Annotated in this window: 20 protein-coding genes; 11 read left to right on the top strand and 9 right to left on the bottom strand. The window is 41.2% G+C overall.

The window, feature by feature from the left end; all coding sequences use genetic code 11:
- Window positions 1-43: 43 nt before the first annotated feature.
- The 4 genes from RMZ95_RS01560 (at window position 44) to RMZ95_RS01575 (ending at window position 3,821) form a co-directional block, all read left to right on the top strand.
- Window positions 44-562: a helix-turn-helix domain-containing protein gene (locus RMZ95_RS01560; RefSeq protein WP_322682122.1), complete on the top strand. Its 519-nt coding sequence runs from the start codon at window positions 44-46 to the stop codon at window positions 560-562.
- Window positions 563-571: 9 nt separating this feature from the next.
- The gene (locus RMZ95_RS01565) at window positions 572-2,941 is read left to right on the top strand and encodes an NACHT domain-containing protein (RefSeq protein WP_322682156.1); all 2,370 of its coding nucleotides are present in this window, start codon (window positions 572-574) and stop codon (window positions 2,939-2,941) included.
- A gap of 387 nt (window positions 2,942-3,328) precedes the next feature.
- Entirely contained in the window at window positions 3,329-3,559 is a 231-nt protein-coding gene (locus RMZ95_RS01570) for a hypothetical protein (RefSeq protein ID WP_099100473.1), read from the top strand.
- Window positions 3,540-3,821 (top strand): type II toxin-antitoxin system YafQ family toxin, encoded by a 282-nt coding sequence (locus tag RMZ95_RS01575; RefSeq protein WP_322685349.1) that lies wholly within the window; start codon window positions 3,540-3,542, stop codon window positions 3,819-3,821. The genes RMZ95_RS01570 and RMZ95_RS01575 overlap by 20 nt, the downstream gene beginning before the upstream one ends.
- A 209-nt stretch (window positions 3,822-4,030) precedes the next feature.
- On the opposite strand, the gene RMZ95_RS01580 is transcribed toward RMZ95_RS01575, so the two are convergent.
- Window positions 4,031-4,603, bottom strand: coding sequence for a single-stranded DNA-binding protein (locus RMZ95_RS01580; RefSeq protein ID WP_322685345.1), 573 nt, complete (start codon window positions 4,601-4,603; stop codon window positions 4,031-4,033).
- 272 nt (window positions 4,604-4,875) lie between these two features.
- Window positions 4,876-6,132 carry an FAD-dependent oxidoreductase gene (locus RMZ95_RS01585; RefSeq protein ID WP_322685344.1) on the bottom strand — a complete coding sequence of 419 codons (1,257 nt, stop codon included), beginning with the start codon at window positions 6,130-6,132 and terminating at the stop codon, window positions 4,876-4,878.
- A 210-nt stretch (window positions 6,133-6,342) separates the two neighbouring features.
- Between RMZ95_RS01585 and RMZ95_RS01590 the strand changes: the two genes are divergently transcribed.
- Window positions 6,343-7,686 carry an ABC transporter ATP-binding protein gene (locus RMZ95_RS01590; RefSeq protein WP_322675171.1) on the top strand — a complete coding sequence of 448 codons (1,344 nt, stop codon included), beginning with the start codon at window positions 6,343-6,345 and terminating at the stop codon, window positions 7,684-7,686.
- 140 nt (window positions 7,687-7,826) lie between these two features.
- Here RMZ95_RS01590 and RMZ95_RS01595 read toward each other — a convergent pair whose 3' ends face one another.
- From RMZ95_RS01595 to fldA, 4 genes are all read right to left on the bottom strand, one after another.
- Window positions 7,827-8,060 carry a DUF5615 family PIN-like protein gene (locus RMZ95_RS01595; RefSeq protein ID WP_322675172.1) on the bottom strand — a complete coding sequence of 78 codons (234 nt, stop codon included), beginning with the start codon at window positions 8,058-8,060 and terminating at the stop codon, window positions 7,827-7,829.
- Complete coding sequence (locus tag RMZ95_RS01600; RefSeq protein ID WP_322685343.1) at window positions 8,057-8,287, bottom strand: DUF433 domain-containing protein; 231 nt, start codon at window positions 8,285-8,287, stop codon at window positions 8,057-8,059. The genes RMZ95_RS01595 and RMZ95_RS01600 overlap by 4 nt, the downstream gene beginning before the upstream one ends.
- 181 nt (window positions 8,288-8,468) lie before the next feature.
- Window positions 8,469-9,218, bottom strand: coding sequence for an alpha/beta fold hydrolase (locus tag RMZ95_RS01605; protein WP_322685342.1), 750 nt, complete (start codon window positions 9,216-9,218; stop codon window positions 8,469-8,471).
- Window positions 9,219-9,290: 72 nt separating this feature from the next.
- Window positions 9,291-9,803 (bottom strand): flavodoxin FldA, encoded by a 513-nt coding sequence (gene fldA, locus RMZ95_RS01610; RefSeq protein WP_322685341.1) that lies wholly within the window; start codon window positions 9,801-9,803, stop codon window positions 9,291-9,293.
- An 803-nt stretch (window positions 9,804-10,606) separates the two neighbouring features.
- Between fldA and RMZ95_RS01615 the strand changes: the two genes are divergently transcribed.
- Window positions 10,607-11,275 (top strand): HAD family hydrolase, encoded by a 669-nt coding sequence (locus tag RMZ95_RS01615; protein ID WP_322675177.1) that lies wholly within the window; start codon window positions 10,607-10,609, stop codon window positions 11,273-11,275.
- 474 nt (window positions 11,276-11,749) lie between these two features.
- Here RMZ95_RS01615 and RMZ95_RS01620 read toward each other — a convergent pair whose 3' ends face one another.
- From RMZ95_RS01620 to RMZ95_RS01630, 3 genes are all read right to left on the bottom strand, one after another.
- The gene (locus tag RMZ95_RS01620) at window positions 11,750-14,278 is read right to left on the bottom strand and encodes a mannose-1-phosphate guanyltransferase (RefSeq protein WP_322685340.1); all 2,529 of its coding nucleotides are present in this window, start codon (window positions 14,276-14,278) and stop codon (window positions 11,750-11,752) included.
- Between the two features lie 254 nt (window positions 14,279-14,532).
- The gene (locus RMZ95_RS01625) at window positions 14,533-16,392 is read right to left on the bottom strand and encodes a glycosyltransferase (protein WP_322685339.1); all 1,860 of its coding nucleotides are present in this window, start codon (window positions 16,390-16,392) and stop codon (window positions 14,533-14,535) included.
- Window positions 16,393-16,494: 102 nt separating this feature from the next.
- Window positions 16,495-17,733 (bottom strand): glycosyltransferase, encoded by a 1,239-nt coding sequence (locus RMZ95_RS01630; protein WP_322685338.1) that lies wholly within the window; start codon window positions 17,731-17,733, stop codon window positions 16,495-16,497.
- 909 nt (window positions 17,734-18,642) lie between these two features.
- Here RMZ95_RS01630 and RMZ95_RS01635 point away from each other — a divergent pair.
- From RMZ95_RS01635 to RMZ95_RS01655, 5 genes are all read left to right on the top strand, one after another.
- Complete coding sequence (locus RMZ95_RS01635) at window positions 18,643-19,566, top strand: energy-coupling factor ABC transporter permease (RefSeq protein WP_322685337.1); 924 nt, start codon at window positions 18,643-18,645, stop codon at window positions 19,564-19,566.
- Entirely contained in the window at window positions 19,559-20,212 is a 654-nt protein-coding gene (locus RMZ95_RS01640) for an energy-coupling factor transporter transmembrane protein EcfT (protein WP_322670687.1), read from the top strand. The genes RMZ95_RS01635 and RMZ95_RS01640 overlap by 8 nt, the downstream gene beginning before the upstream one ends.
- A gap of 92 nt (window positions 20,213-20,304) precedes the next feature.
- Complete coding sequence (locus RMZ95_RS01645; RefSeq protein WP_322685336.1) at window positions 20,305-21,069, top strand: ABC transporter ATP-binding protein; 765 nt, start codon at window positions 20,305-20,307, stop codon at window positions 21,067-21,069.
- Between the two features lie 144 nt (window positions 21,070-21,213).
- A complete protein-coding gene (locus RMZ95_RS01650) occupies window positions 21,214-21,690 on the top strand; it encodes a hypothetical protein (protein ID WP_322670689.1) in 477 nt (158 codons plus the stop codon).
- A 206-nt stretch (window positions 21,691-21,896) separates the two neighbouring features.
- Window positions 21,897-23,804: an iron uptake porin gene (locus RMZ95_RS01655; RefSeq protein WP_322685335.1), complete on the top strand. Its 1,908-nt coding sequence runs from the start codon at window positions 21,897-21,899 to the stop codon at window positions 23,802-23,804.
- The last annotated feature ends 40 nt before the right edge of the window (window positions 23,805-23,844 follow it).

The raw sequence follows: 23,844 nt of genomic DNA on the forward strand, positions 1-23,844 counted from the left end.
CAATGATGACAACAAGAAGCATATAAATATACGGGTAAGTCTAATGAATCGAGGAACACTCAGGGCTTCAGAAGCAGGAATCGACAGGGCAAAAGCAGCATTGAACCGGGAGTGTTTAACCCAGAAGGCACTGGCTGAAGATATTGGTATTGCTAGATCAACTGTTAGCAAATTCTTTAAGGGAGAAACTATTGATCGCTCCAAATTTATTGATGATATTTGCCGCAGACTAGACTTGGACTGGAATGAGATCGTTCAGCGACCAGAAAATATCGATCCCGATAAGACTAAACTACAGCCAGGTTACAACAATCGTGATAAAAATTCTGACATTGATGATTTAGTTACAAAAGTCAGAAGGAAAAGACGAAGTAGCGTCCAAAAGTTGTACGGCACTATGCGCGTGCTGGACATGGATCAACCTATTGGGTTAGAAGAGGTATATACAAATGTTAATATCCTTGAAAGAATTATTAGCCGTCGTCGTCTAGGTCTTTCGGACTTGCAACAGAATTGTAATCAAGTTAATTTTGATCGATTTGGTCTTGGAAGGATATCTTAAAAACGGGTAATTGGCACTAAAGCTGTAGAAAAATATTCAAAATTAGTAGTTTTAGGTAAGCCAGGAGCAGGCAAAACAACTTTTTTGAAATATTTAATAATTCGATGCAATTTAGGTGATTTTCAAGCTGATAAAGTTCCTATTTTTATTACTTTAAAAGATTTTGCTGAAACAGATCAACTATCAGGAAAAATTGGTACTAAAAATTCTAAAGAGTACCCAAGTTTATTGGATTATATTTTGTTACAATTTGCTAAACATAATGTTACCCCTGATCAAGTAGAAAACATATTAACCCAAGGTAGAGGATTGATATTACTTGATGGATTAGATGAAGTTAGAGAGGAAGATTCTAGTAGAATCATCAAACAGATTAAAGATTTTTCTGAGAAATTCAATACTAATTGGTTTGTTATAACTTGTCGTATTGGAGCAAAAGAGTATGTATTTGAACATTTTACAGAAGTAGAAGTTGCAGATTTTGACATCAATCAAATATGTACTTTTGCAAAAAAATGGTTCCAAATTAAAGATGTAATTAAAGTTGATAAGTTTATTCAAAAAGTGAAAGAAAATGAACCAATACAGGAATTAGCAACTAGTCCTCTATTGCTGACATTACTATGTTTAGTTTTTGGGGAAAAAGCAGATTTCCCTTCTAATCGTTCAGAACTTTATAAAGAGGGTTTAGATATTCTTTTGAAAAAATGGGATGCAAAACGTAATATTGAACGGGATAAAATATATGAACAATTATCCTTGCAGCGTAAAGAAGACCTACTCAGCCAAATTGCAAGGCTCACTTTTGAGAGAGGTGACTATTTCTTTAAACAAAAAGAACTAGAACAATATATTGCTGACTATATTCAGAATTTGCCCGAAGCAAAACTTGATCCAGAAGCTCTTAGACTAGATAGCGAAGCAATACTAAAATCCATTGAAGCTCAACATGGATTGTTAACTGAACGCGCACGCGGAATTTACTCGTTTTCCCATTTAACATTTCATGAGTATTTCACCGCACGAGAGATAGTTCTTGGGTTAGAACCTTTAGAAAAAGCTTTAAAGGATTTAAGTAGCCACTTCATCGAACCTCGTTGGCGTGAAGTTTTTTTGTTAACTGTAGGGATGCTTCGTAATGCAGATTATTTGTTGAGTTTAATGAAACGAAATATTGATAGTCTTATAGAGAATGATGAAGATTTACAAAACTTTTTAAACTGGATAAGCCAAAAGTCTCATAAAATAGGCTCTTTCTATAAACCATCAGCTGTTCGAGCCTTTTATCTCGCATTTGATCTTGCGCGTGCATTGTCTCTTGAACGAGTAACTAATCAAATTATAGATTTTGCTAAACAGCTTGCTACAGACTTAATTTTTGAAGAAACAATAACAATTAGCCTTGAAAACATTCGAGAACTTATTGTAGAACTAGATTTTGATTTTGGTTCTACTATTAATCCAGATCGAACACTTGCCTTTGCAATCGATAATGATCTCACTATTAACAGAAATGGGGAACTTGTTCTTCAAGAATTTAATGAAATTAATGATTTGGATACTTTGACTTCTATTGAGGCAGTTGAAGATGAATTGAGTTTACTTCAAGAGATTAATTTAAGTATTTCAGAAATCGAGGCTGAAAATACTGGATATATGGCTGATATAGAAGAACTTGAAGCAAAACGTGCAATCATAAAAAAACAAGTTAAAGACATTGAAAAAGAACAATTAAAAGCCGAAGAAAATGAAATTGATGAAATTAAAGATACATTAGAAGAAATTAATGATGAACTTGAAGAAATAAATGAGGAGATAGATTCTTACAAAGAAGGGATTGAGGAATTAATGGGGCAGTTACAATTTTCACTAGATGAAGCCAATATTGATATAGAACAAGTTGAAGATGAAATAATTTTTGAAAAGATACACTCAGAACTTGGATTGAAGATCCAAACTCTTGAGCAGCGGCTTAGTGAACTCAGAAAACAAGAATCTCAACAGGAGTTCGATTCTAACTTATCTCTTAATAGTTTACTGTCTAACTTATTATTAGAGGTTAAAGCACAATTGCCTGATCCAGGTATTTTTGGAATATCGTTTGAAAACTGGTGGTTGGAGAACGGGACAGATTGGGCTGAAAAATTAAGAAATCGGGTATGTAAATTAATAATTGATTTCCGTAACTTGGGATATGATTGGCAATTCAATAATCAACAAATGAAACTATTAAATCAATATTATGATGGTAATAAGTTATTAGTCGATTGTCTTAATAGCGATTGTTATATGAGTCGCCTAATTCGTGAGAAAATTGAGGGAACCTTACTATTGCCTATTGCTGAAATTGAGCAAAGCCCCTCTTATAAAAAAGTTTAGTTTATAAATGAGAAATGTAAACATAGGAGATTTTAAATGATTTATAATATAGTGATGTTTGATTTTCGACTGAAATCAAATGTACAATCAAAAATCAAAAATTCTCAGTTTAAGCTAACTTAAATAACCTGCTAATACTAAAAATTATTGGCAGTAAATCCTTAACTCAAGCCCCTCTCTTGATAGACATCTCCAAATCCAGCATCATAGTCAATGCCTTAGCTAATAGCGATCGCTAATCGTTGCTTCTGGCCTCCAAAAATATTTGCCGCCGCTGTGCCACATCATATTTTTGCCAAAATTGACAAAATGTAAGAAGCTGAGGCAATGGAAATAGAGATTAAAATAGAATTAGTAAAGGTAGGATTTACTTGATTAGAAGGTTCTATGATGACTTTACAAGAAATTATTAATTCTATTGAAAGTTTGCCCACAGAAGATCGAGAGTATTTATTTGAGTTTCTTCGCCAGCAACGAATTGAGAATCGGCGGGTTGAAATTTTGGCTAATGCTCAGGAAGTAATGCAGGCTTTTAAGGATGGGACAGCTCATAGAGGAAGCGTTGATGATTTGATCGCTGATTTACTCGGAGATGATGATGGAAGTTGTCTGGAGTAGTGGATTTAAGCGCTCTTTTAGGAAGATTACAAAGAAAAACCCGCAATTAAAGAATCAAATTGTTAATGTATTAAGGCTTTTGGCATATGATCCATTTACACCGTCTTTGAAGTCTCATAAATTAACAGGAAATTTAGCGGGTTTGTGGTCTTGTTCTGTTACTTATGATTGTAGAATTATCTTTAATTTCTCTGAGGATGATAAGTTGTTAGAAATGGTTATTTTATTGATTGATCTTGGCAGCCATGATGAAGTTTATTAAATTGTAAACTAGAGGCTGAAGCTTGGGATTTAGAAATTAAAATTCTCTATCCATAACTGCTCGATAACTAAACTAAGCGATGTCTCATAACTAGATGCAAAGCGTCAACGCAAACAAAAAAATAGCACACCCTAAAGGATGGCTATTTGTAGAAATTGTCTAATCGTAATCATTAGTTAGCAAATTGAATACACGCTCAACTACCAACTTTAGAAGGGAATATCATCTGGATCTGGTTCTTCCTCTTTCACTGCTGGATAAGTGGTTCGCTCATAATTTGTCGGTTGGGGTACGGGTTCGTAAGTTTTCGTTTGGGGAGCAACGCCAACAGGATTTGTCGCTGGAGTAGGTGCTGGACGTGGTGACTCGTAACTGGGAACCTCTTTCTGTGCTGGACGAGATGCTGATGGTTGTCGAGGAGCAGTTTCAGTAAATGATGGAGTTACGTTTGTTGAGGGTAATGGATCGGTATTAAAACTACCTCCAACAGATTGAATTTGTTGTACTGTCAATTCAGCGCGTTTTTCTTTAAAACCTTCTTGACGATCGACAGTATTCATAGTTAAACGTCCTACCAAGATGACGCGATCGCCTTGGTGGTAATTTTGCTGAATTTCTGTCGCTAAATTCCCCCAGCCGACAACTTTCAGGGTGGCTGGCGGATCTTCTGGTTTCTGGGAATTGGGAAACTGCACCAGCATTTCCGTGACTCCCAGATTATCTGCTGTATAACGGAGTTGCGGCTCGTTCATAATTTCCGCCATCAAAACGCAGCTGTTCATTAAAATTACTCCTGACTGCAAAAAGTACTGATTGAAAAAGAGGGATTTTTCTATGTAGTGCCAATTAATATCTAAATATGTTTAATTGTTTGCATTTTTTAATAATGCGTGAGTTTTTAGTCCTTTCTAGCATAAAAGCCAAGCGATCGCTTTGAACAGCATTGAGTATACTGTTCGCCACCCTCGCTTGACTAAATTGAGCATTCAATTCTGCATAGAGTAGTATAATTGTACCACTAAGTTAATTAAATAGAAAAATTTCTTGCCAAGAATTAAGCCTTGACGCGAACTGGAAAAACACCCAAGGCGATCAACCTGGCTGGAAGGTCGCGCAAGATGGGTAAGCGCAAAAATCCGGGTGGTACAAAGGTGCGATTTGAGGTGATAACCGGGGCCAATACCCGCTTTTGGATAAAAGTTTGAAACGCCTGAATAATGCGTGTGGACAATTCGCGTTGACGTTGTACTTTTGCTAGGTCGCTAAGTTGTACTTGTCGGTTCTTGAGCGGTTTGCTGAGTACATTCGCTGCAACGACAGCATCTTGAATCGCGTAGTTAATCCCAACTCCACCCACAGGGGACATTATATGAGCTGCATCACCAATGAGTAATAGTCCTGGACGATACCAGCGTTTGACGCGGCTGGACTCTACTGAAAGAAAAGCTACTTGTGACCAGTCATGTAAATTTTGAATGCGTTGCTGGAATTCTGGTACTACTTCCACAACCGATTTTTTTAATTCCTCCAAACCCGCAGCCCTTAGTTGTTGATAGCCTCCCTTGGGGATGACATCGGCAACTTGCCACTCATCACCACGGTCAAGCATGGCAATTAGCTTACCTTGACCAAAGCGCCCCATTCCCCCTTCAGGGTCTTCTGGCTGACGCGGTAGGCGAAACCAGAGGACATCCATTGGCGGCGAAGTTTCGATTGATTCAAACTCACCCAAGTGGCGTAAACGTGAGTGGCGACCGTCTGCACCCACTGTCAGTATTGCGCGAATTTCATGCCAACCACCGCCTCCTCGATAGCGGACACCTTGAATCACTTCATTTTCGGTGATTAATTCCTGTACATTCGCACCCATTACTAGATGGAAACTAGGATATTTTTGTGCTTCTTGGGTGATGAACTCCAAGAATTTTACCTGGGGAAGCATTGTAATGTAGGGATAATGGGTTTTCAGATGGCTAAAATCTGCGAATGTGAGAGTATCTTGAGGAGTTTGAATACTAATTTGGCGCATTTTGGTATGGGGAAGTTCTAACAAGCGATCGCTTAATCCCAATTCCTCCATAATTTCCATCACCGATGGATGAATTGTATCGCCGCGAAAATCGCGATCGAAGTCTTTGTGTGCTTCCAGCAGCATCACAGAAATGCCTTGACGCGCTAACAACAGCCCCAATACTGCTCCTGCTGGTCCCCCACCCACAATGCAACAATCTGTAGTTTGTACGTCTACAATGTCATGGACAGGATTAACGCTTGGGTCTTGAGAAAGATTTTTAGGTACATAGGTAGTCATAACAACACCTCTTAACAGCCCTAAAATTTAGGGTAGTTTGCTTTTGATAGTGTTAGCTGTTTTTTTAACTTTTCGTATTTACCCTGAAGGTGTATTATGATGAGCGCTAAACTGTCATTGGTCATTAGTCATTAGTCCAAATCCAATGCCCAATGCCCAATGCCCCATGCCCCATGCCCAATGCCCAATCCCCAATGACAATAATTAGTTGTGTCCCAAGTTATTTTAGAAAACGTTTATAAAAGTTTTTCCTCGCGTAAAGGGGAAAGTGTTACCTCACAAACCCAATCTCCTCTCACGCCTGGGGAAAAAATCGATGTAGCCCAAGAGCGGGCGGAAAGTTTCAATGTCTTGCGACGGATTAACCTGACGATCGCAGACGGTGAATTTATGGTGCTGGTAGGCCCTTCTGGTTGTGGTAAAAGTACCTTGCTGCGGTTAATCGCCGGGTTAGAAGTGATGACTGGCGGTAATATCTGGATAGGCGATCGCTTGATCAATGACTTACCACCCAAAGAACGCGACATCGCAATGGTGTTTCAAAATTACGCCCTTTATCCTCACATGACGGTGTATGACAACATCGCTTTTGGGTTACGCCGCAGGGAAAGCAGGGGAGCAGCACTTCGGCTACGCTCAGTGACCGAGGAGCAGGGGAGCAGAGGAGATACTTCCTCGTCTCCTTATTTTCGGACGTGGGCGGAAAATCTTTTTGTAGGAGCGACCAGAAAGTTACCTAAAGGATTGCGCTACACTTCTGACAAAGAACGGGCGGTGGATGAACAGGTGCGTAGTGTTGCTCAACTGTTGCAAATCGAAACATTGTTGAATCGCTTACCCAAACAACTATCTGGGGGACAAAGACAACGGGTTGCATTGGGAAGAGCGATCGCACGTGACCCCCAAGTATTCTTAATGGATGAACCGCTTTCTAACTTAGATGCCAAACTACGGGCAGAAACCCGCGCTCAAATTGTCAAATTGCAGCGCCAATTGGGGACAACAACAATTTACGTTACCCACGATCAAACAGAAGCTATGACAATGGGCGATCGTATTGCGATTATGTCTGAGGGTAAAATTCAGCAAGTTGCTTCTCCCTTAGAACTTTACAACCGCCCAGCCAATCTTTTTGTAGCAGAATTCATTGGTTCACCACCGATGAATTTTATTCCTGTAGAATTTCATGCCCCGCAGTTGATTACTCGTTCCCAGTTTCGTTTCACCCTCCCAGAAGTTTGGGGAAAAGCTTTACAAAAATATGATGGGAAAACTCTAATTTTAGGCATCCGTCCAGAACACTTTAACTTGAGTATGCCTGCAACCAAAAATCTACCAGTGCAAGTAGATTTGGTAGAGAATCTCGGCAATGATTCCTTTCTCGCTGTTAAGATTGCCGAACCAGGATCTAAACCTAGTACTACAGCGAATTACCTACAAGTGCGAATACCACCAGACCGATTTGTACAACCTGGTGAGCAACTTTGGTTATCGCTAACCCCAGAGAAAATTCACTTTTTTGATCCAGAAACCGAGTTAGCAATATTTCCCTAATACTATCCGCGCCTAATTGGTAGAATACGCACCCTAGATTGAGCTTGGTCAACAGTGACCAATGCGCCTATTTCTAGTGAAGACTCAAACTGATTCACGGCTGAAATAACTAGATTTTCAATACTATTCGGCAAAACATCCTAGGTACGAACCTGAATAACACTGGGAGTATCGGCACCTGTGGCAGCTAGTAAGGAACCGAAGTCTAAATCGTGAGTAAAGACGATATATTCATTAGTTCTTGCCCACTGCATAATTATTGAATCTTTCTCGCGGGGATCGCCAACTGTAGACCAGTGGACAGCGGAGATATTGTACCTCTCAAAAACCGCAACCCAATCAGGAGAAAGGTTCATATCAATCGAAATTTTCATGCACTTCTAAGAGGGACTTCAATCTCTTCAGCCCGCCATGCAGCGTAGGCAAGTGCCTCATAGATGTCGGCTTCTTCGAGGTAGGGATATGCCTTGAGGATGTCGCTATTACTGTGTCCAGATGCTATTAACCCGACGATGGTACCAACAGTAATACGCATTCCCCGAATACAGGGTTTGCCACCCATCACTTCAGGATTGCGAGTAATTCTAGTGAGATTTTGCATAATTTTTGTAGAGTATTATATTGAGCATTTTAACTTTCACAAGTGCGATCGAATTGGTAAAAAAGTGCTTTCAACTGTAAAGTAGCGATGCCTACGGCGGCAAGCTACGCACCCCATTACACCCCAAATTTCATCGGTGCGTAGCCGTAAGGCTGTCGTCAGACATCGCACCTCAAAGTTACTAATTTATAGAAGTGCTAAAAGATAGTGCAGATGCTTCTAGTAAATGCGGATGGTGACTTTGCCAAAAACTCAAAATTTGTTCGCCAACCTGTTGAGGATAAAAATAGTGAAAAAAATGATACCCTTCTGGGTATTCCCAGAGTTTATCTTCTGGCTTGAACCAATTTAACCAGTCATGCAATACAGTTGAGTTGACTACCGGATCGCTCTTGCTACCACATACCATCATTGGCATAGAAACTCCACTTTTGGGTAAATAAACCAACTTAAATAAAGAGTGTGACGTGGGAGATTGTTCTAAATCTTTATCTAAGGCAGCTACTAACTTTTTAGTGGTATGAGGTGGTTGATTGCCAAATAGACTGCGAACGCTGCTTGCTAGAATTAGTTCACGGCTGATGCTAAAAAGTTGTCGTTGAAAGTAATAGTGAGCCTGCCAATTGTTTGCAGGTTGAGCAGCTACAGCTAGCAGAGTGAGCGATCGCACTTTTTGCGGAAATCGCCGCGCAAAGGTTAAGGCGATCGCACCACCCATAGCATGACCTGCTAAATGCACGGGGCCGCGGCATTCTAAAAATTCATACAGTAAATCTACAGCTTGATCTATGGAACTGGCTTCGTCTTTAGTTTGCTGATATTCCCAATGGGCAACATTTATATAACTAGATAAATATTCAAGTAATGGTTTATCAAAACGCTGCAAAGCTGGACTGGCACTTAACCATAAAACATCAAATGAATCAGACATAAATACCTAGAACTTCTAAATTAAATTATCAGTTTCAACAAAGGCGTACAGTTAGCTGTACGCCCTAAATCTCTACAAACCAAATTCTGTCTTTAACTGAGCAACCCAAGTTTTAATTCGCTCGTCTGTTAAATCAGATTGACTACCTTCATCAAGCGCCAATCCGACAAATTTGCCATTTCTCAAAGCTCTAGAATTCTCAAAGTCATATCCCTCAGTTGGCCAGTAACCAACAGTTTTACCGCCCCGTTGGGAAATCTTTTCTTCCAGAATTCCTATTGCATCTTGGAAGTTATCGGCATAACCATATTGGTCTCCATCACCAAAATAGGCAACTAGCTTTCCACTAAAATCTATTTCATCTAGATCGGAGAAAAAGCCTTCCCAATCGCTCTGAAGTTGACCAATATCCCAAGTAGGAGAGCCAATAATCAGCAAGTCATACTCATCAAAAGTACTACTATCCGCCTCGTAAATGGGATGTAATGTTACAACATCACCACCAAACTCATCCCGAATTTTTTCAGCATCAGATTCAGTGTTACCAGTTTGAGTCCCGTAAAACAAACCAATTTTTTTTGACATATTGACACCTGAAAAATAAATAGTTGTGTGCTCTGCTGAAAAGTCGCCCTGAGAGGTTGGTTAATCTGCCCATCAAGGCATCTACTCCAGTGTTTGAACAGCCACGCAAGTCAAAAGCGTTATCTTTTCAGAAAGTTTGCAAATAGCTGAAATACATGACCCGCTTAATGAGTATTAGTCTCAATAACTCTGAAGATATACTACCAGAATAATTGAGAGTCTTTTTCATTTAGATGGGTAAACTTTTGTTAAGTATTTCAGGAAACAAACCGAAAACTAGACGAGGCAGCAAGAATTCTCATACCTTAATTGGTCAAAAACTTCGCACTGACTCGAATAGGAGTATTGAGATGAACGCCTGAACAAAAGAGTTTAGACTAAAAGCGATACAAGACTCGATCTTGCAGAAGTTATGCGATCTTGTCCTTTGGCTGCTTTAAATACGGTAACTCAATCAAGTTACCGTATTTTTATATTAAGAGTGAATAACGCACTCTGCAAGAAGATAGTTTAAATCAAACGGAAATTGCCCCTTATGCCAAAAGACTGGTTTGAATGGCACGATCTCTACAATAGTGAACACCAACATTGCAGCAGCGACTGCAAATTGTTCGGGAATATATTTCTCATAGCTTGGATGCATCTTTACCGGGAATCATTCGTGTAGTCAGTGTTTGCGCGGGTGATGGGAGGGATTTATTCGGGAACGCTATCAAAGCACTCCTGTGCAAAAGATGTGTACGCACGACTTGTTGAACTTGTCTAGATTACAATTACTGAAAAAAGTAACTGTTCGTTAAGCTATGACAAATTTGGAATTGATCATTTTTGATTGCGATGGTGTGTTGGTAAATAGTGAACCGATAGTGAATCGTATTTTTGCCGAAACATTAACTGAAGGTGGATTGACAATCACCTATGAAGAAGTCACCCAACAATTTATGGGGAAGTCATTGGCAACTTGTTTGGAGATTATTAAGAAAACCTACGGAAAACCAGTTCCTGCTAAATTGCTTGAACGCTGTAAGGAACGAGAAATCGCTGCATTGCAACAAGAACTCCAAGCAACTGAGGGAATTGCTGCCGTTTTAGAACAGATTACATTGCCAAGATGTGTAGCATCGAACAGCAGTCCTCGGCATATTCAATTCGTTTTACAATTAACGGGATTGTTGCATCAATTTGATGGCAAGCTATATAGCTCTCATCATGTTGAACGCCCTAAGCCCTTTCCTGATGTGTATCTGTATGCGGCTAGCCAAATGGGTAAGACTCCAGAAAATTGTTTGGTAATCGAGGACTCGGTAACGGGGGTGCAAGCAGCATCTGCCGCCCGAATGCAGGTATTTGGTTATACTCCACGAAGTAATCAAGGCAATTCTTCGCATCACGATGCTTTGATTGCCGCAGGAGCAAAGCTAGTTTTTGAGGATATGTATCAATTGCCGATTTTATTGAAATTGTGGAAGTGATTTTAAAGTTTTTGTGGGATATCACTTAAGGTTTACTGAACCCAGGACAATCACCTTATTCATTCTTATACTGTCCAATTTTCTGAAAATTTAGGATATATTGTTGACGACTTTTTTAGCTTAGGTAATCGCCTAGAGTCTGATGAGTCACATTTTAAAAATAAGTGTATTTTGTCAATACGCCCAAATGTAGAAATAAACGACCAATACCTGAAAGTATTCAGTTTACTCTAACTAAATTTCTCGAATTTGGATAGTGGACAGTTCAACTTTAGAGGCATTATTTTGTAACGGAAAAACAACGAGGCTCCGACCAATTTTTCTTCCGAACGCCTTCTCAAAATCTTTTGACAACTACCTTACAGCTTTAATTTGTGACGAATGGGCGGGTGGTCAAGATAATTCGTAGTTCGTAATTAAAGAATTCAATTACGAATTACGAACTTGTACTGAGCGTAGCCGAAGTATTACGAATTACACTTCGGCGGGTTGATATTCTTGTTGTCTTTCCACAAAAGTCTGAACACGGGTGCGGTAGTTTCTCACAGTCTCATCTACCCATTCGCGATCGTTGCTATTTGCATACAAATGCACCAGTGGTTCGCTGGCATCTGGTAAAACTAACAGCCAACTGTCATCGTAGGGTTGACAAATTTTCACTCCATCAATTAATTCTAGATTTTGGGCTGGGTGAGTTTCTACCAAGTAACGCATTAAAGCACCCTTAGCTGTCCACGGGCAACGGACTGTATAACTTTTGTGAATTACACGAGGCAATTCTGACCGCGCCGCAGCAAGCGATCGCTCCTGGATAGTCAACATCTCAATTATCTTGGCAATGCAGAACATGGAATCAAATCCCGGATGCAGTTGCGGGAAAATAAAACCAGTCTCTCCACTACCTCCCAATACCACATTTGGATTTTTCTGACAAGCCTCCATTAAAGCTGTAGGGTTGGCTTTAGTGCGAATCACTCTGCCATCATGGCGACGGGCGACTTGTTCAATAGCACTGGAAGCATGAACTGGTACAACTACCGTTCCTCTGGGGTTAGCAGTTAATATCATGTCTACCATCAGTGCTGTTAACATTTCCCCGCGAATTGGGTAGCCTGATTCATCAACTAAAATTAGCTGTTCTCCATTAGCGGATACTTGCACCCCAAAGTTAGCTTTTAATGCCTCCACTACATGACCTAACTGAGTCAGCAATCCTTCGCGATCGGTGATTGACATTGCCGTTTTATTGACACTGGCATTCAATACCACTGCATCAGCGCCAAATTTATCCAACATTTGGGGTAAAACTGCCCCTGATACTGCATAAACATAGTCAATCACCACTTTTGCCCGACTGTTGCGGAGTGTATGAACATGCAATAGTTTCTCAAAAGCAGTGCAGTAGCGCTCCATGACTTGGCTGGGGTAAGATACATCGCCAATTTCATGAATTAGCGCCCGCCGCATATCTTCCTTAAAGTAAGCCCCTTCAATTTTCTTTTCCAGGGCTTTGGTGATATTAATGCCCTTGGCATCCATGAATTCAATCAAAATGTAGTCAGGGCGATCGGGGTGTACCCGGACGTGGATACCACCAGCTACCGACATTGTGGGTATAACTGTACGGGCGATGGGGATAGCTGTAGCATCAAGGTTTTGAATGTCAACACCTACCGACATTAAACCTGCAATCAGCGATCGCGTCACCATCCGAGAGACATTACGCTGGTCGCGGGAAACTGTTACTTTAGAACCAGGTTTCAAAGTAGAACCGTAAGCAGCTCCCAATTTCACGGCAAATTCTGGAGTAATGTCGATATTAGCTAATCCTTGAACACCACGTTGACCGAATAAATTTCGTTGGGCAGTGTTCCCCCAAATTAAGTTAATGTTTAAAACTGCCCCTGACTCAATCTTTTTACTGGGCCAAACGCGCACACCAGGGCTAATTTGGGCTTCTTCTCCCACCGTAGAAAGCGAACCTACAACAGCAGCTTCTAATACATGGGCGCGGCGGTCTACACGAGTGCCACGGGAAATTACACAGGCAGAAAGATGTGCTTCATCGCCAATAAATGCCCCATTCCACACGATGGGACGTTTGAGATTAGCATCAGCGCCAATAGTGACATTATCCCCAATTACGGTTCCTGCCTCAATCTGTACTCTTGCCCCAATACGGCAATTGTCACCAATCACAGCCGGGGTTTCAATCACAGCCGTGCGATCGATGTAAGTATTTTGACCTACCCATAATTCATGAGAAACTTCTTTATAGGCAAAATCCAACTGGACTTTTCGATCTAACGCGTCATACTGAGCTTCACGATAGGCATCTAAGTGACCGACATCACACCAATAACCTTGAGCAATGTAACCATACATTGGCTCATCTTTTGCTAGCAGTAAGGGGAATAAGTCTTTAGAAAAGTCACATTCAACGTTTGCTGGCAAATATTCCAAAACTTCTGGTTCGAGAATATAAGTACCAGTGTTGACGGTATCAGAAAAAATTTCACTACTAGAGGGTTTTTCTAAAAATCGCCGAATCCGGGCTTCCTCATCAGTAATCACCACTCCAAATTCAATCGGGTTGGGAACCCTGGTTAAAATCAAAGTAGCTTTTGACTGTTTTTGTTTGTGATATGCGATCGCCCCCGTCAGGTCAAAATCTGTTATGCTATCCCCGCTAATCACTAAAAAGGTTTCATCAAGAAGTTCGGCAATGTTTTTTACACAGCCTGCTGTACCCAAAGGTTGGTCTTCTTCGACAGCATAAGTCATCTGAACGCCAAAATCGCTGCCATCTTGAAAATAGTCTCGCAAGACATCAGGTAAATAATGCAATGTTGCAATAACTTCTGTAATTTGATGTCGTTTGAGGAGATTGATAATATGTTCGGCAATTGGTCGATTTAGAATCGGCACCATCGGTTTTGGCAGATCGCAAGTCAACGGGCGAAGCCGCGTTCCCGAACCCCCCGCCATCAGTACTGCACGCATAAATCCTCCTTAACTAGTTACAGCTTTCGCTATTTGAAAAACGTGTCAGATATATTTTGTTTTTCTTTCTCTAGTCTCCTATGGATATTGAGATTTGAGGAACTTCCACAAGATGCATATAGATTGGGGATTGGGCATTGGGCATTGGGCATTGGGGAGAAACTTGTTCAATATTTCTCCCTGTTATCTTTCTCATCCCCCCAGTCCCCAGTCCCCAGTCCCCAGTCCCCAGTCCCCAGTCCCCAGTCCCCAGCTTATTGGCAATGATAAAGTTCATATTCGTAGCCGTCTACGGGTGGCAAAGATTGAGTATCAGATATAACACATGTTTTCACGGTTTCTGCTACGGGTGCGTGAAAGTTTACCAGCCACAAGTCAAAAGGTCGTGGTAATTTTTTTAAAGTATTTTCCAGAGCAATGGTGGAAGCATTCGGATCTCGATCTTGATGAGCAAGGAGAAACAGGGGATTTTGGAGTGAATTTGCACGTTTAATCTCCCTCGCGACTCCCATCATTTCCCCAGTGTGTACATAAGTTTTGTGGGTGGTGGCAATCAGTACTGGTGTTGGGGATGTTTGTTGAATTAGTTGCACAAACAGGTCAGGACGATAATATTTTTGATAGCCGAGATTGCAAACTACTGTAACTGCACTGAAAAATCCCATTAACCAAATTAACATTACGGCTTTTTTCCCGTTTATTCCCCATTTACCTATGCTTGTTATCCCATTTTTCCCTGGCTCTGTTTCCATCTGGGGAGGATGCCAACAAACTGCGAGACTTGCACCTAGTAAAACCACGATCGCAGGAAAGTAAACAAAGTTATATCTAGCACCCCTGGTGAGGTCAATACCCAAAAAGTACGTAAAGATAAAGAATATTGCGATCGCACTGATAACGACTCCAGCAAGTACCTGAATCATCATCCGGCTTTCTGGGTGCTGTAGTTGAATTTTAATCCCACGCAGCAAAATTGGGACTGCCCAAATAAAGAAAGTTAGCATCACTATTCCAGAAGGAATCACAACCAAAGCTTGAGAAGATTCAACTGGTAATAGGGAAATCATGGCAATCAATGTTCCTAAAGCTTGAAAAATTGGGCTTAACCAATCTAGTCCAACGCGCGAACCTCGAATCCACTCGGTCAAAGCACCACGATTTTCATTCTCTAACAAGGTTGGTATCCAAATTAAACCCGCTACACAAGTACCGATGACAACGGCATAGATGCGCCGCCAGCTAGGAGAGAAGAAAAGAGAAAATTTGCTGCTATTTTGCAATTGAAGCCAAGCCAGAAAAATCAAAACTACGACTTCTGTGCAAAGGGTAAGGCTGAAAAAATAATGAGTAGCAATACCTAAAGTATTAGTTACTATCCAGAAAAGTGCTACCCATATAGGTAAAGGTGTGCGGTTTTGAATATGACGTGTGGCAATTACTAAGCAGGTGAGGGAACCAATTACCCATAAGATTGCCAAAGTGTAATGACGCGCTTCTTGTGCTAAAAATACGCCATAAGGTGATACTGCCATCATCGCAGCAGTCAAATGCCCCACTAATGACGAACGAAACGCTACTCTACCTAATACGTAAACACACGGAATGGAGGCAGCACCGAATATAGCTGGTAGCAATCGCGCACCAAACAGCGATATTAATCCTCCATCGCTGTTAAATAACTTCATCCACAGGTAAGCCAGCACAAAATACAGTGGTGGATGATTATCTTGTGTGGCTAAGTTATGAATGACATCACCAATCGTTGCAGCTGGGTTTACTTGCAGTGGTTGTAATAGGATATCAGGTGCGATCGCTCGATCGAGGGGAACTGATATAAAAGTATTCCCCAAGCTAAACACCAAGGTGGCAAACTCATCAGTCCAAGGAGGCTTTGCAGTCAAGTTGATTAGGCGCAAGCTGATGCCGACAATCAACCATATTAAGATCGCCAAGAGATGAACCCAGAAAGGAGGAAGGCGATGCCAATTATGCCAATGCTTGCGTTGTGAGCCAGAGTTTTTATCTGCCAAAGGCAGGAAATGTATAGCAGATGCAGGTAGCAACGAGATAATTTGTTTGTAAAAATAAAATGCACCTTGGAAAAGAACTCTCATTGCTGGGCCTCACAGTCATGGATTTGTAGATTTGACGTTTGAGATTTAAGTTCGTTCTAAAATCTAAAAACAAAAATCTAAAGCTCAAATCCCTCGTTGTGATTATTTCACGTCTGTGACGCGCCAGCTAAGTTTCAAATTAACCCAGAAATTCCAAATGGTAGCAACTGCGATCGCGATCAACTTAGCTAAATACTGATTTATTTCCAAGATATTATAGAGAAAGTTAATTATTAAAGCTTGTAATATAACTCCTGCCAAACAGACCGCACTGAACTTCAAGAATCTCTTGAAACGTTGATGCGAAGCACGTTGCCTCTGAGAAATATCACTAAAAGTCCATATATCATTCCATAAGAAATTATTTACGATTGCCACTCCGGCCGAAAGAATCGTACTGCGGGTTAAACCTAAATGAATTACAGTACGCAGCAAGTGAAACACCGTTAAATCCACAAACACACCACTAAAGCCAACAAACCCAAAACGGACAAATCGACCGATGGGAAAATTGACTTTTCTTTGCAATCGTCCTACTTTACCTGTGGAAAGCCGCAATCGCACTAAATGGTGGATGTAATCTATATATTGCTTCCATGTCACCTTACTCTCGCCCTCTTTGCGTTCGCAAAATACATACCCAACTTCGGCAACTTGGTCTACTTTTCCCCGGCCAATTACTTCTAGGAGAATTTTATATCCAACTGGATTGAGTGTTACACCTGCGATCGCACTCCGACGCACCATAAAATAACCACTCATCGGATCAGTAACTCTGCCCAATACCCCCGGTAAAATTACCAAGCCTAACAACTGAGCGCCACGAGACAAGAAACGCCTAACAACACTCCAGCTACTAACACCGCCTCCTTCTACATGACGGCTAGCTACTGCCAAATCTGCTCCTTGCTCAATATTATGCAACAGTTGTATTAGTACCTCTGGTGGATGCTGCAAATCTCCATCAATCACCCCCAACACACTGCCTGTCGCTGCTTGCCATCCACGAATCACTGCTGAGGATAGCCCCCGTTCCTGTTGGCGTCGCATCACTCGCAACTGGGGGTATTCTGTCGTTAAAGATTGCGCTATCTCCCAGGTTCGGTCTGGGCTATCATCATCTACCACTATTAGTTCATACTTTCCTGCAATAGATTCATCCAGTAATTGACTCAATATGCTGACTACATTTTTGATGTTGTCACGCTCTTTATAAGTAGGAATTACTAGAGAAAGATAAATAGAATTATCATCTGTATCCACGGGGTTGGGGGGCAACTCTGAAATCTTTAGCGGGCCAGTTGATACTGTTAACAACGAGTTTGATGAGTTTGTTTTCATATTCCAAATTGCAAAACGAGGGTGTGTAAAGTCCGTGGAAAATAGAATCAAACATCTGGTGACTTTATTGATTGAACCTAGTTACTCAAAAGTTGAGGAATCCTTTTGTTACAGTTAGTTGCCCTGAAAATTTAGTAATTTCCGCACTTTGATTTCTAGTATTTTCCTAAATTCATCTAAATTTTACATCTTACCCCTTATTTTTATGATATTATACGAAGAATTACGTATTTTTAGCAAAGCCTAATGTACTTTTAAGTAAACTAAGTCAGCAAATATACAGTTTATTCAGCATATCTTTATAATTTTTTAATGAGACTACAGGGAATATTAATTTAGTATGGAGTATCGGAAATTTGGTTAATGTGCTTATACATTATTGTTTTTACATCAAGGTAAAAATAAAGTGCAAATGTTGATTACATAAGCTCGTTCCACCCATAAAAACTTATTTTTTGATGCAATAAGGAATTAATTAAACACTACAAAACCAAAAAATCAAAACATATTTTGGAGAAATAGTTAGAGCTATTTCTTAAATGTAAGAATAGCTATAAATTTCTGTTTGATTTTTGAAAAAACGAACTACTCCATAAGGTAAGAGGTAGTTAAATTTTATTTACGATCTCTTTTTCGGAGTAATTTGATCGACAAAATGAAATGAAATAAGTACAGTCCCATTTTGTCAACGTTTAGCAATATAAAAAATCAGTTTAACAAAAATTAATATGTTACTAAATAAGTATAGTATTTAGTAGAGACTCGATTGAAAATATGTCAAAAGTAACATTATAAAATCCCCCGGTAGGGCATTGCAAAAAAGAGAAAAATTTTGTTTGTTATTAAAATGATGGCGTAGTTTTATTGCTTGTTTTGAATAAATGAACCTCTAAAAATACAGGGTAGATCATGCATATTCCTGATGGATTTGTTTCTATTCCAGTGGCTGGGGCTACTGGTTTAGCGAGTGTGGCAGCGTTGTTTGTTGCCTTCGGGCGATCGCAAGAGGCTTTTGGTATTCGTCGTGCCCCGATATTGGGATTAACCACCGCCTTTATTTTTGCTGCCCAGATGATCAATTTTCCAGTAGCAGGAGGTACTAGTGGTCACTTGTTAGGGGGAACCTTAGCTGCGATCGTTTTGGGCAGTCCTTGGGCTGGAACGTTGTGTCTTGCCACAGTTTTAATTATTCAAGCCGTGTTATTTGCTGATGGTGGCATTACAGCCTTGGGAGCAAACATTTTTAACATGGCAGTAGTTGGGGTTTGGGTTGGCTGGGTTTTAACCGAAACCTTGCAACGGCTGTTTGGAGGGTCTAAAGGGCGCTTACCCTTGGCTGCTGGGATCGCCGCTGGTGTGAGTGTAGTGGTAGCTGCGATCGCTTGTGCCATTGAATTAGCCCTCTCTGGAACTGCACCGGTAGCGATAGTTTTACCAGCCATGACTGGCGTGCATATTTTGATTGGCATTGGCGAAGGAATGATTACCGGAGGTGTGTTGACTTATCTGGCCACCGCTCGACCAGATTTGTTACCAGGCGAACAGCACGAGTTTCGTGGCTGGTCAGTGCCCATTGTCACCATTTTTTTGATTGCGGGGGTGCTGTCACTCTTTGCTTCAGCATGGCCCGATGGTTTGGAGAAAGTTGCCGAAAATACAGGTTTCATTAACTTAGCCGAGAAAGTACGGATAATTGTGCCGACTCCCTTAGCTGACTATGGAATTGAGGGTTTAGGGCCAATTGGCACTAGTATCGCTGGGCTGGTGGGAGCTGCGGTTTGCTTTGCTGTTGCCTTTGGAATTGCCAAGGTAGTGAAACCGAATAATGCTTAAACTTTCCTTACCGCTACGCTTACAACTGTCTCTAGCGATCGTGGTGGGAGCAGCTTTATTAAAGCATCATGCCTGGTATGGACTAAGTGTATATGGCGCGATCGCACTTTTATGGGCTTGCTTCTTGCGCGTACCAATTCGCCAATTGGGAGGATTACTCGGCACAGAATTGATTTTTTTGTCATTGCTAGCATTGCCCTTGGGATGGGAACGAGCCAGTTTTTTGCTAGTTCGTTCCCTGGTTTGTCTGGTGACGATGAATAGTTTTTTGTTAACCTTACCGCCCCACAGTTTCGGCATTGCCCTGAAAAGCTTACCAGTACCAGCACCTTTAAAGGAAAACTTGTTATTAGCTGGGCAATATATGGAAATTTTGCTCTCAGAAGTAACGCGGATGCGGCGTAGCGCTCAACTACGCGGTTTGAATGGAACTACAGGATGGTTGCGCTATGCCAGTGCAGCCATGATTGGAGCTTTGTATCTCCGCAGTCTAGATCGAGCCGAGCGAGTCTATGCGGCAATGGTAGCTCGTGGTTACAACGGACAATTACCCATAGATTCTACCCTTAGACCAAAAGAACGTTTTGCCTTATTACTAGCTTGGGCGATCGCTGCTAGTGTAACTCTAACTTCTTACAAGATTTAACCCACTCGTTAGTACAGACGCGACTAATCGCGTCTCTCACTAAAACGCGATTAATCGCGTCTCTACTCCCTTACATATTGAGTTTGTAAATTTTGAAATCATTAACTTCTAATCCTCAATTATCAACCGATAATCCCCATGCAGCCGTAGTCGAGGTTAAGAACCTGGTGTATGCATATTCCCACCAGGAGCCAGTATTACAGGAAATATCTTTTACCTTGAACAAAGGCGATCGCGTTGCATTGATGGGAGCAACAGGTTCTGGAAAAAGTACCTTGTTGGAGAACTTAATCGGCTTAAAACAACCGCAATCTGGGAAAATAACGATTAATGGCATTCCTGTAGAACCACAAACTTTACCCCAAGTGCGTCGTCAAATTGGCTTTAGCTTCCAAGATGCCAACGACCAACTATTTATGCCGACTATCTTAGAAGATATTACCTTTGGGCCACGTAACTATGGAATCAAAGCAGCAGAGGCTAGCGATCGCGCTAGGCAGTTATTAGCTAATTTTGGTCTAGAAGCTTACGCCAATCGTTCCGCCCACGAACTTTCTGGTGGACAAAGACGCCTAGCCGCCCTAGCCTCAATTTTAGCCCTAGAACCAACAATTCTAATTTTGGATGAGCCAACTAACGGTCTCGATCCAGCATGGCGTCGTCATTTGGGGCAAGTATTATTAAAGTTACCTGTGCAAGCAATTTTAATTGCTTCCCACGATCTAAATTGGTTAGGCAGAGTCACTCAACGCGCTTTGGTACTGTCTGGTGGTCGTATTCAAATAGACAGCGATATTCAAGCACTGTTACAAGATGGTGCTACTTTAGACCAGTTGGGTTTGCCGATAGATTGGTGATTTGGGCATTGGGCATTGGGCATTGGGCAGGGGAGCAGGCGAGAAATTACAGTAAGTTTTTCCTCCTTGCCCCTCTGCCCAATCCTCTCATTTACCCGTAATATTGGATACTATATTGTGGGTTTTATTGCTGTTGGGGTGTTAATGTCTGTTTTACGTAAATATACTGTTCTTGCTCCTGTGAGCCTAAGTATTGCTTTGTTAGTTGCTAGTTGCAGTGACAATAAAGTTTCTCAGTGTCAGCGACTAATTCGAGTTGTGAATGCTGGAACTTCTCTAATTGATAAAAATAAAGGAACGCAAGTGATAACTAGCATACAGCTATCTAAAGATTTAGACTTTGTAACTAAATCCATTGGAGAACTGAAGCTAACAGATCCGAAGCTGAAAGAATTTCAAAGCAGTTTTGTGAAAATTTTTCAAAATCTTAGTCAAGCGATCGCTAAAGCAGGTAAAGCGCTTGGTGCAACCAAGACAGCACAAGCCTCAGAATCTGGCAGAGAAAAAATCCAAAAGGCTAGAGCCGAAATTGATTCAGCACTGACGACAGCTACAACTCTTGGCAAACAGTCAGATACATTAGTGAATCAGATGAATAAGTATTGTAGCGAGCCAGAATAATCTATCTGGGGCAGAGGTGCAGAGAGGCAGAGGGGAAAAACTTACTGCAACTTCTCCTCTGCTCTTTCATTCTCCCACTGACACGGTGATGCCTCTCAGATAGACAGTAACTTTTATCACTTTTTTTCAAAAAATTTCCTGATATACACCAACTTTATCTGTCAAAAGAAGTATTGGTGCAAGTCAAATGAAATACCAGGAGTGATATGAGTCTACTGATGGCGAGTGTGCTGACAACAGTGCCAATATCTGCGGTAAATTTACCAGAAAAGTCCGTAATTCTGCCAGAAAACCCGGTGCAGCAGTCAACACAGGATAATTTATCTCAAGTTGTCTCGCCTGCTGAAATTACACCACCTGAATTCGTGCAACCAGATATAACTACCTCGTCAACAATAAAAAATAAGTACGAGAATATACTTAGAAAAAGTAGAGACAAAATTCAATTTATCAGTTCACCTAACTTACCTGAATTAAAAAATACTCAATCTGTAGCAGAAGTTGTACAGAACCAGGAAAGTACAGAAGAATTTTCCCAATCTCTTCATCCTCCAGACTCAGACAACCCAATGTCTCAAGTCACCTCAGTATCGCAACTCCAAGACGTGCAACCCTCCGACTGGGCTTTTGGTGCTTTGCAGTCTTTAGTAGAACGCTATGGCTGCATTGCGGGATACCCTGATGGGACTTATCTGGGAAATCGCAGTATCAGCCGTTATGAATTTGCGGCTGGTTTAAATGCTTGTTTGGAGAAGATTAACGATGCGATGCCTGCGGTGGTCACTGAGCGCAGCCGAAGTGCGGGCTACGCCTACGCTAACAATAAAATTAATACTGTTAATAATGAAGATTTAATCTTGCTGCAAAGATTGCAAGGCGAGTTCAAAGCAGAGTTGCAGCAATTACAGCAGCGTATCGAGGTTGTGGAAAAGCAGACTAGTGAATTACAAGGAAATCGGTTTTCCACAACTACTAGGTTATTTGGTCAAGCTATTTTTAGCGTGCAGGGAACCAATAGCCCCGATGTCGATTTGTTTCCGAGAGATGGAGTACCTGAACGCCAGGGAAAAACCAATCTGACTTTCACAAGTAGCGCCCAACTAACCTTAGCAACTTCATTTACAGGGCGAGATTTGCTGTTAACAGGGTTGTCTGCGGGTAATTTGGGTTCTAATGCATCGTTGTTATCTACCAATATGGGGCGGTTGGGATTCGAGTCAAATACAGACAACAATCTAGTTGTTAGTGACTTATCTTATCGATTTCTCGCCTCGCATAACTTGGGAATTGTCGTCGGTACGGCGGGAGTCAATCCAATCAACACCTTTCGCGGTATTAGCCCTTTAGAAGGTTCTAGCGATGGTGCAATTTCTCTATTTGGTCAGCGGAACCCGATTTTAAGTATTGGTAACGGCAGTGGTGGTATAGGCTTTGACTGGCAGATTAGCGATCGCATTAGTTTGCAAGGCGTTTATAGTGCCGAAATACCCAATTTTCCTGGCGACACCAAGCAGGGCGAACTATTTGCTGGTAGATATACTGCTGGTGCTCAGTTAAGTTTAGCACCTACAAATAACATCGATGTCGGCGTACATTATCTTTATTCCCACTCCCCAGATGGCTTATTGGGAGGTGGTATTGGCGATTCGCAACTGATTTCACCTTTTGCAAATCCTACAGCTTTCGATACTCAAGCAATTGGTGCTACCGTTGCTTGGCGAATTAACCCTAACTTGCATTTGGGCGGTTGGGGCGGCTTTACTTCTTCCAAGCCATCTAACCTTTCTGGAAGTGTAGAAACTACTAACTGGATGGTGTTCGCGGCTTTTCCTAATTTGTTGCGTCCTGGGAATTTAGGGGGCGTTCTCGTTGGACAACCGCCCAAAATTACTTCCAGTACTTTACCCGACGGCTTCAATTTTCCCAACTTTTCTGATGGGGGGACAGCAGGTGGACGTAGTGACACATCAATTCACGTAGAAGTTTTTTACCGCGTCCAACTCAGCGACAATATCGCCTTGACTCCAGGCTTATTCGTTATTTTCAATCCCGATCACAATGCCGCTAACGATGCATTAATCGTTGGGACATTAAGAGCAAGTTTCCGGTTTTAATTTTGTACTGATGTAAATGTAATAAAATACGCTATTTTAC

This window comes from Nostoc sp. DedQUE07 (genome assembly GCF_034530975.2).
Taxonomy (GTDB): domain Bacteria; phylum Cyanobacteriota; class Cyanobacteriia; order Cyanobacteriales; family Nostocaceae; genus Nostoc.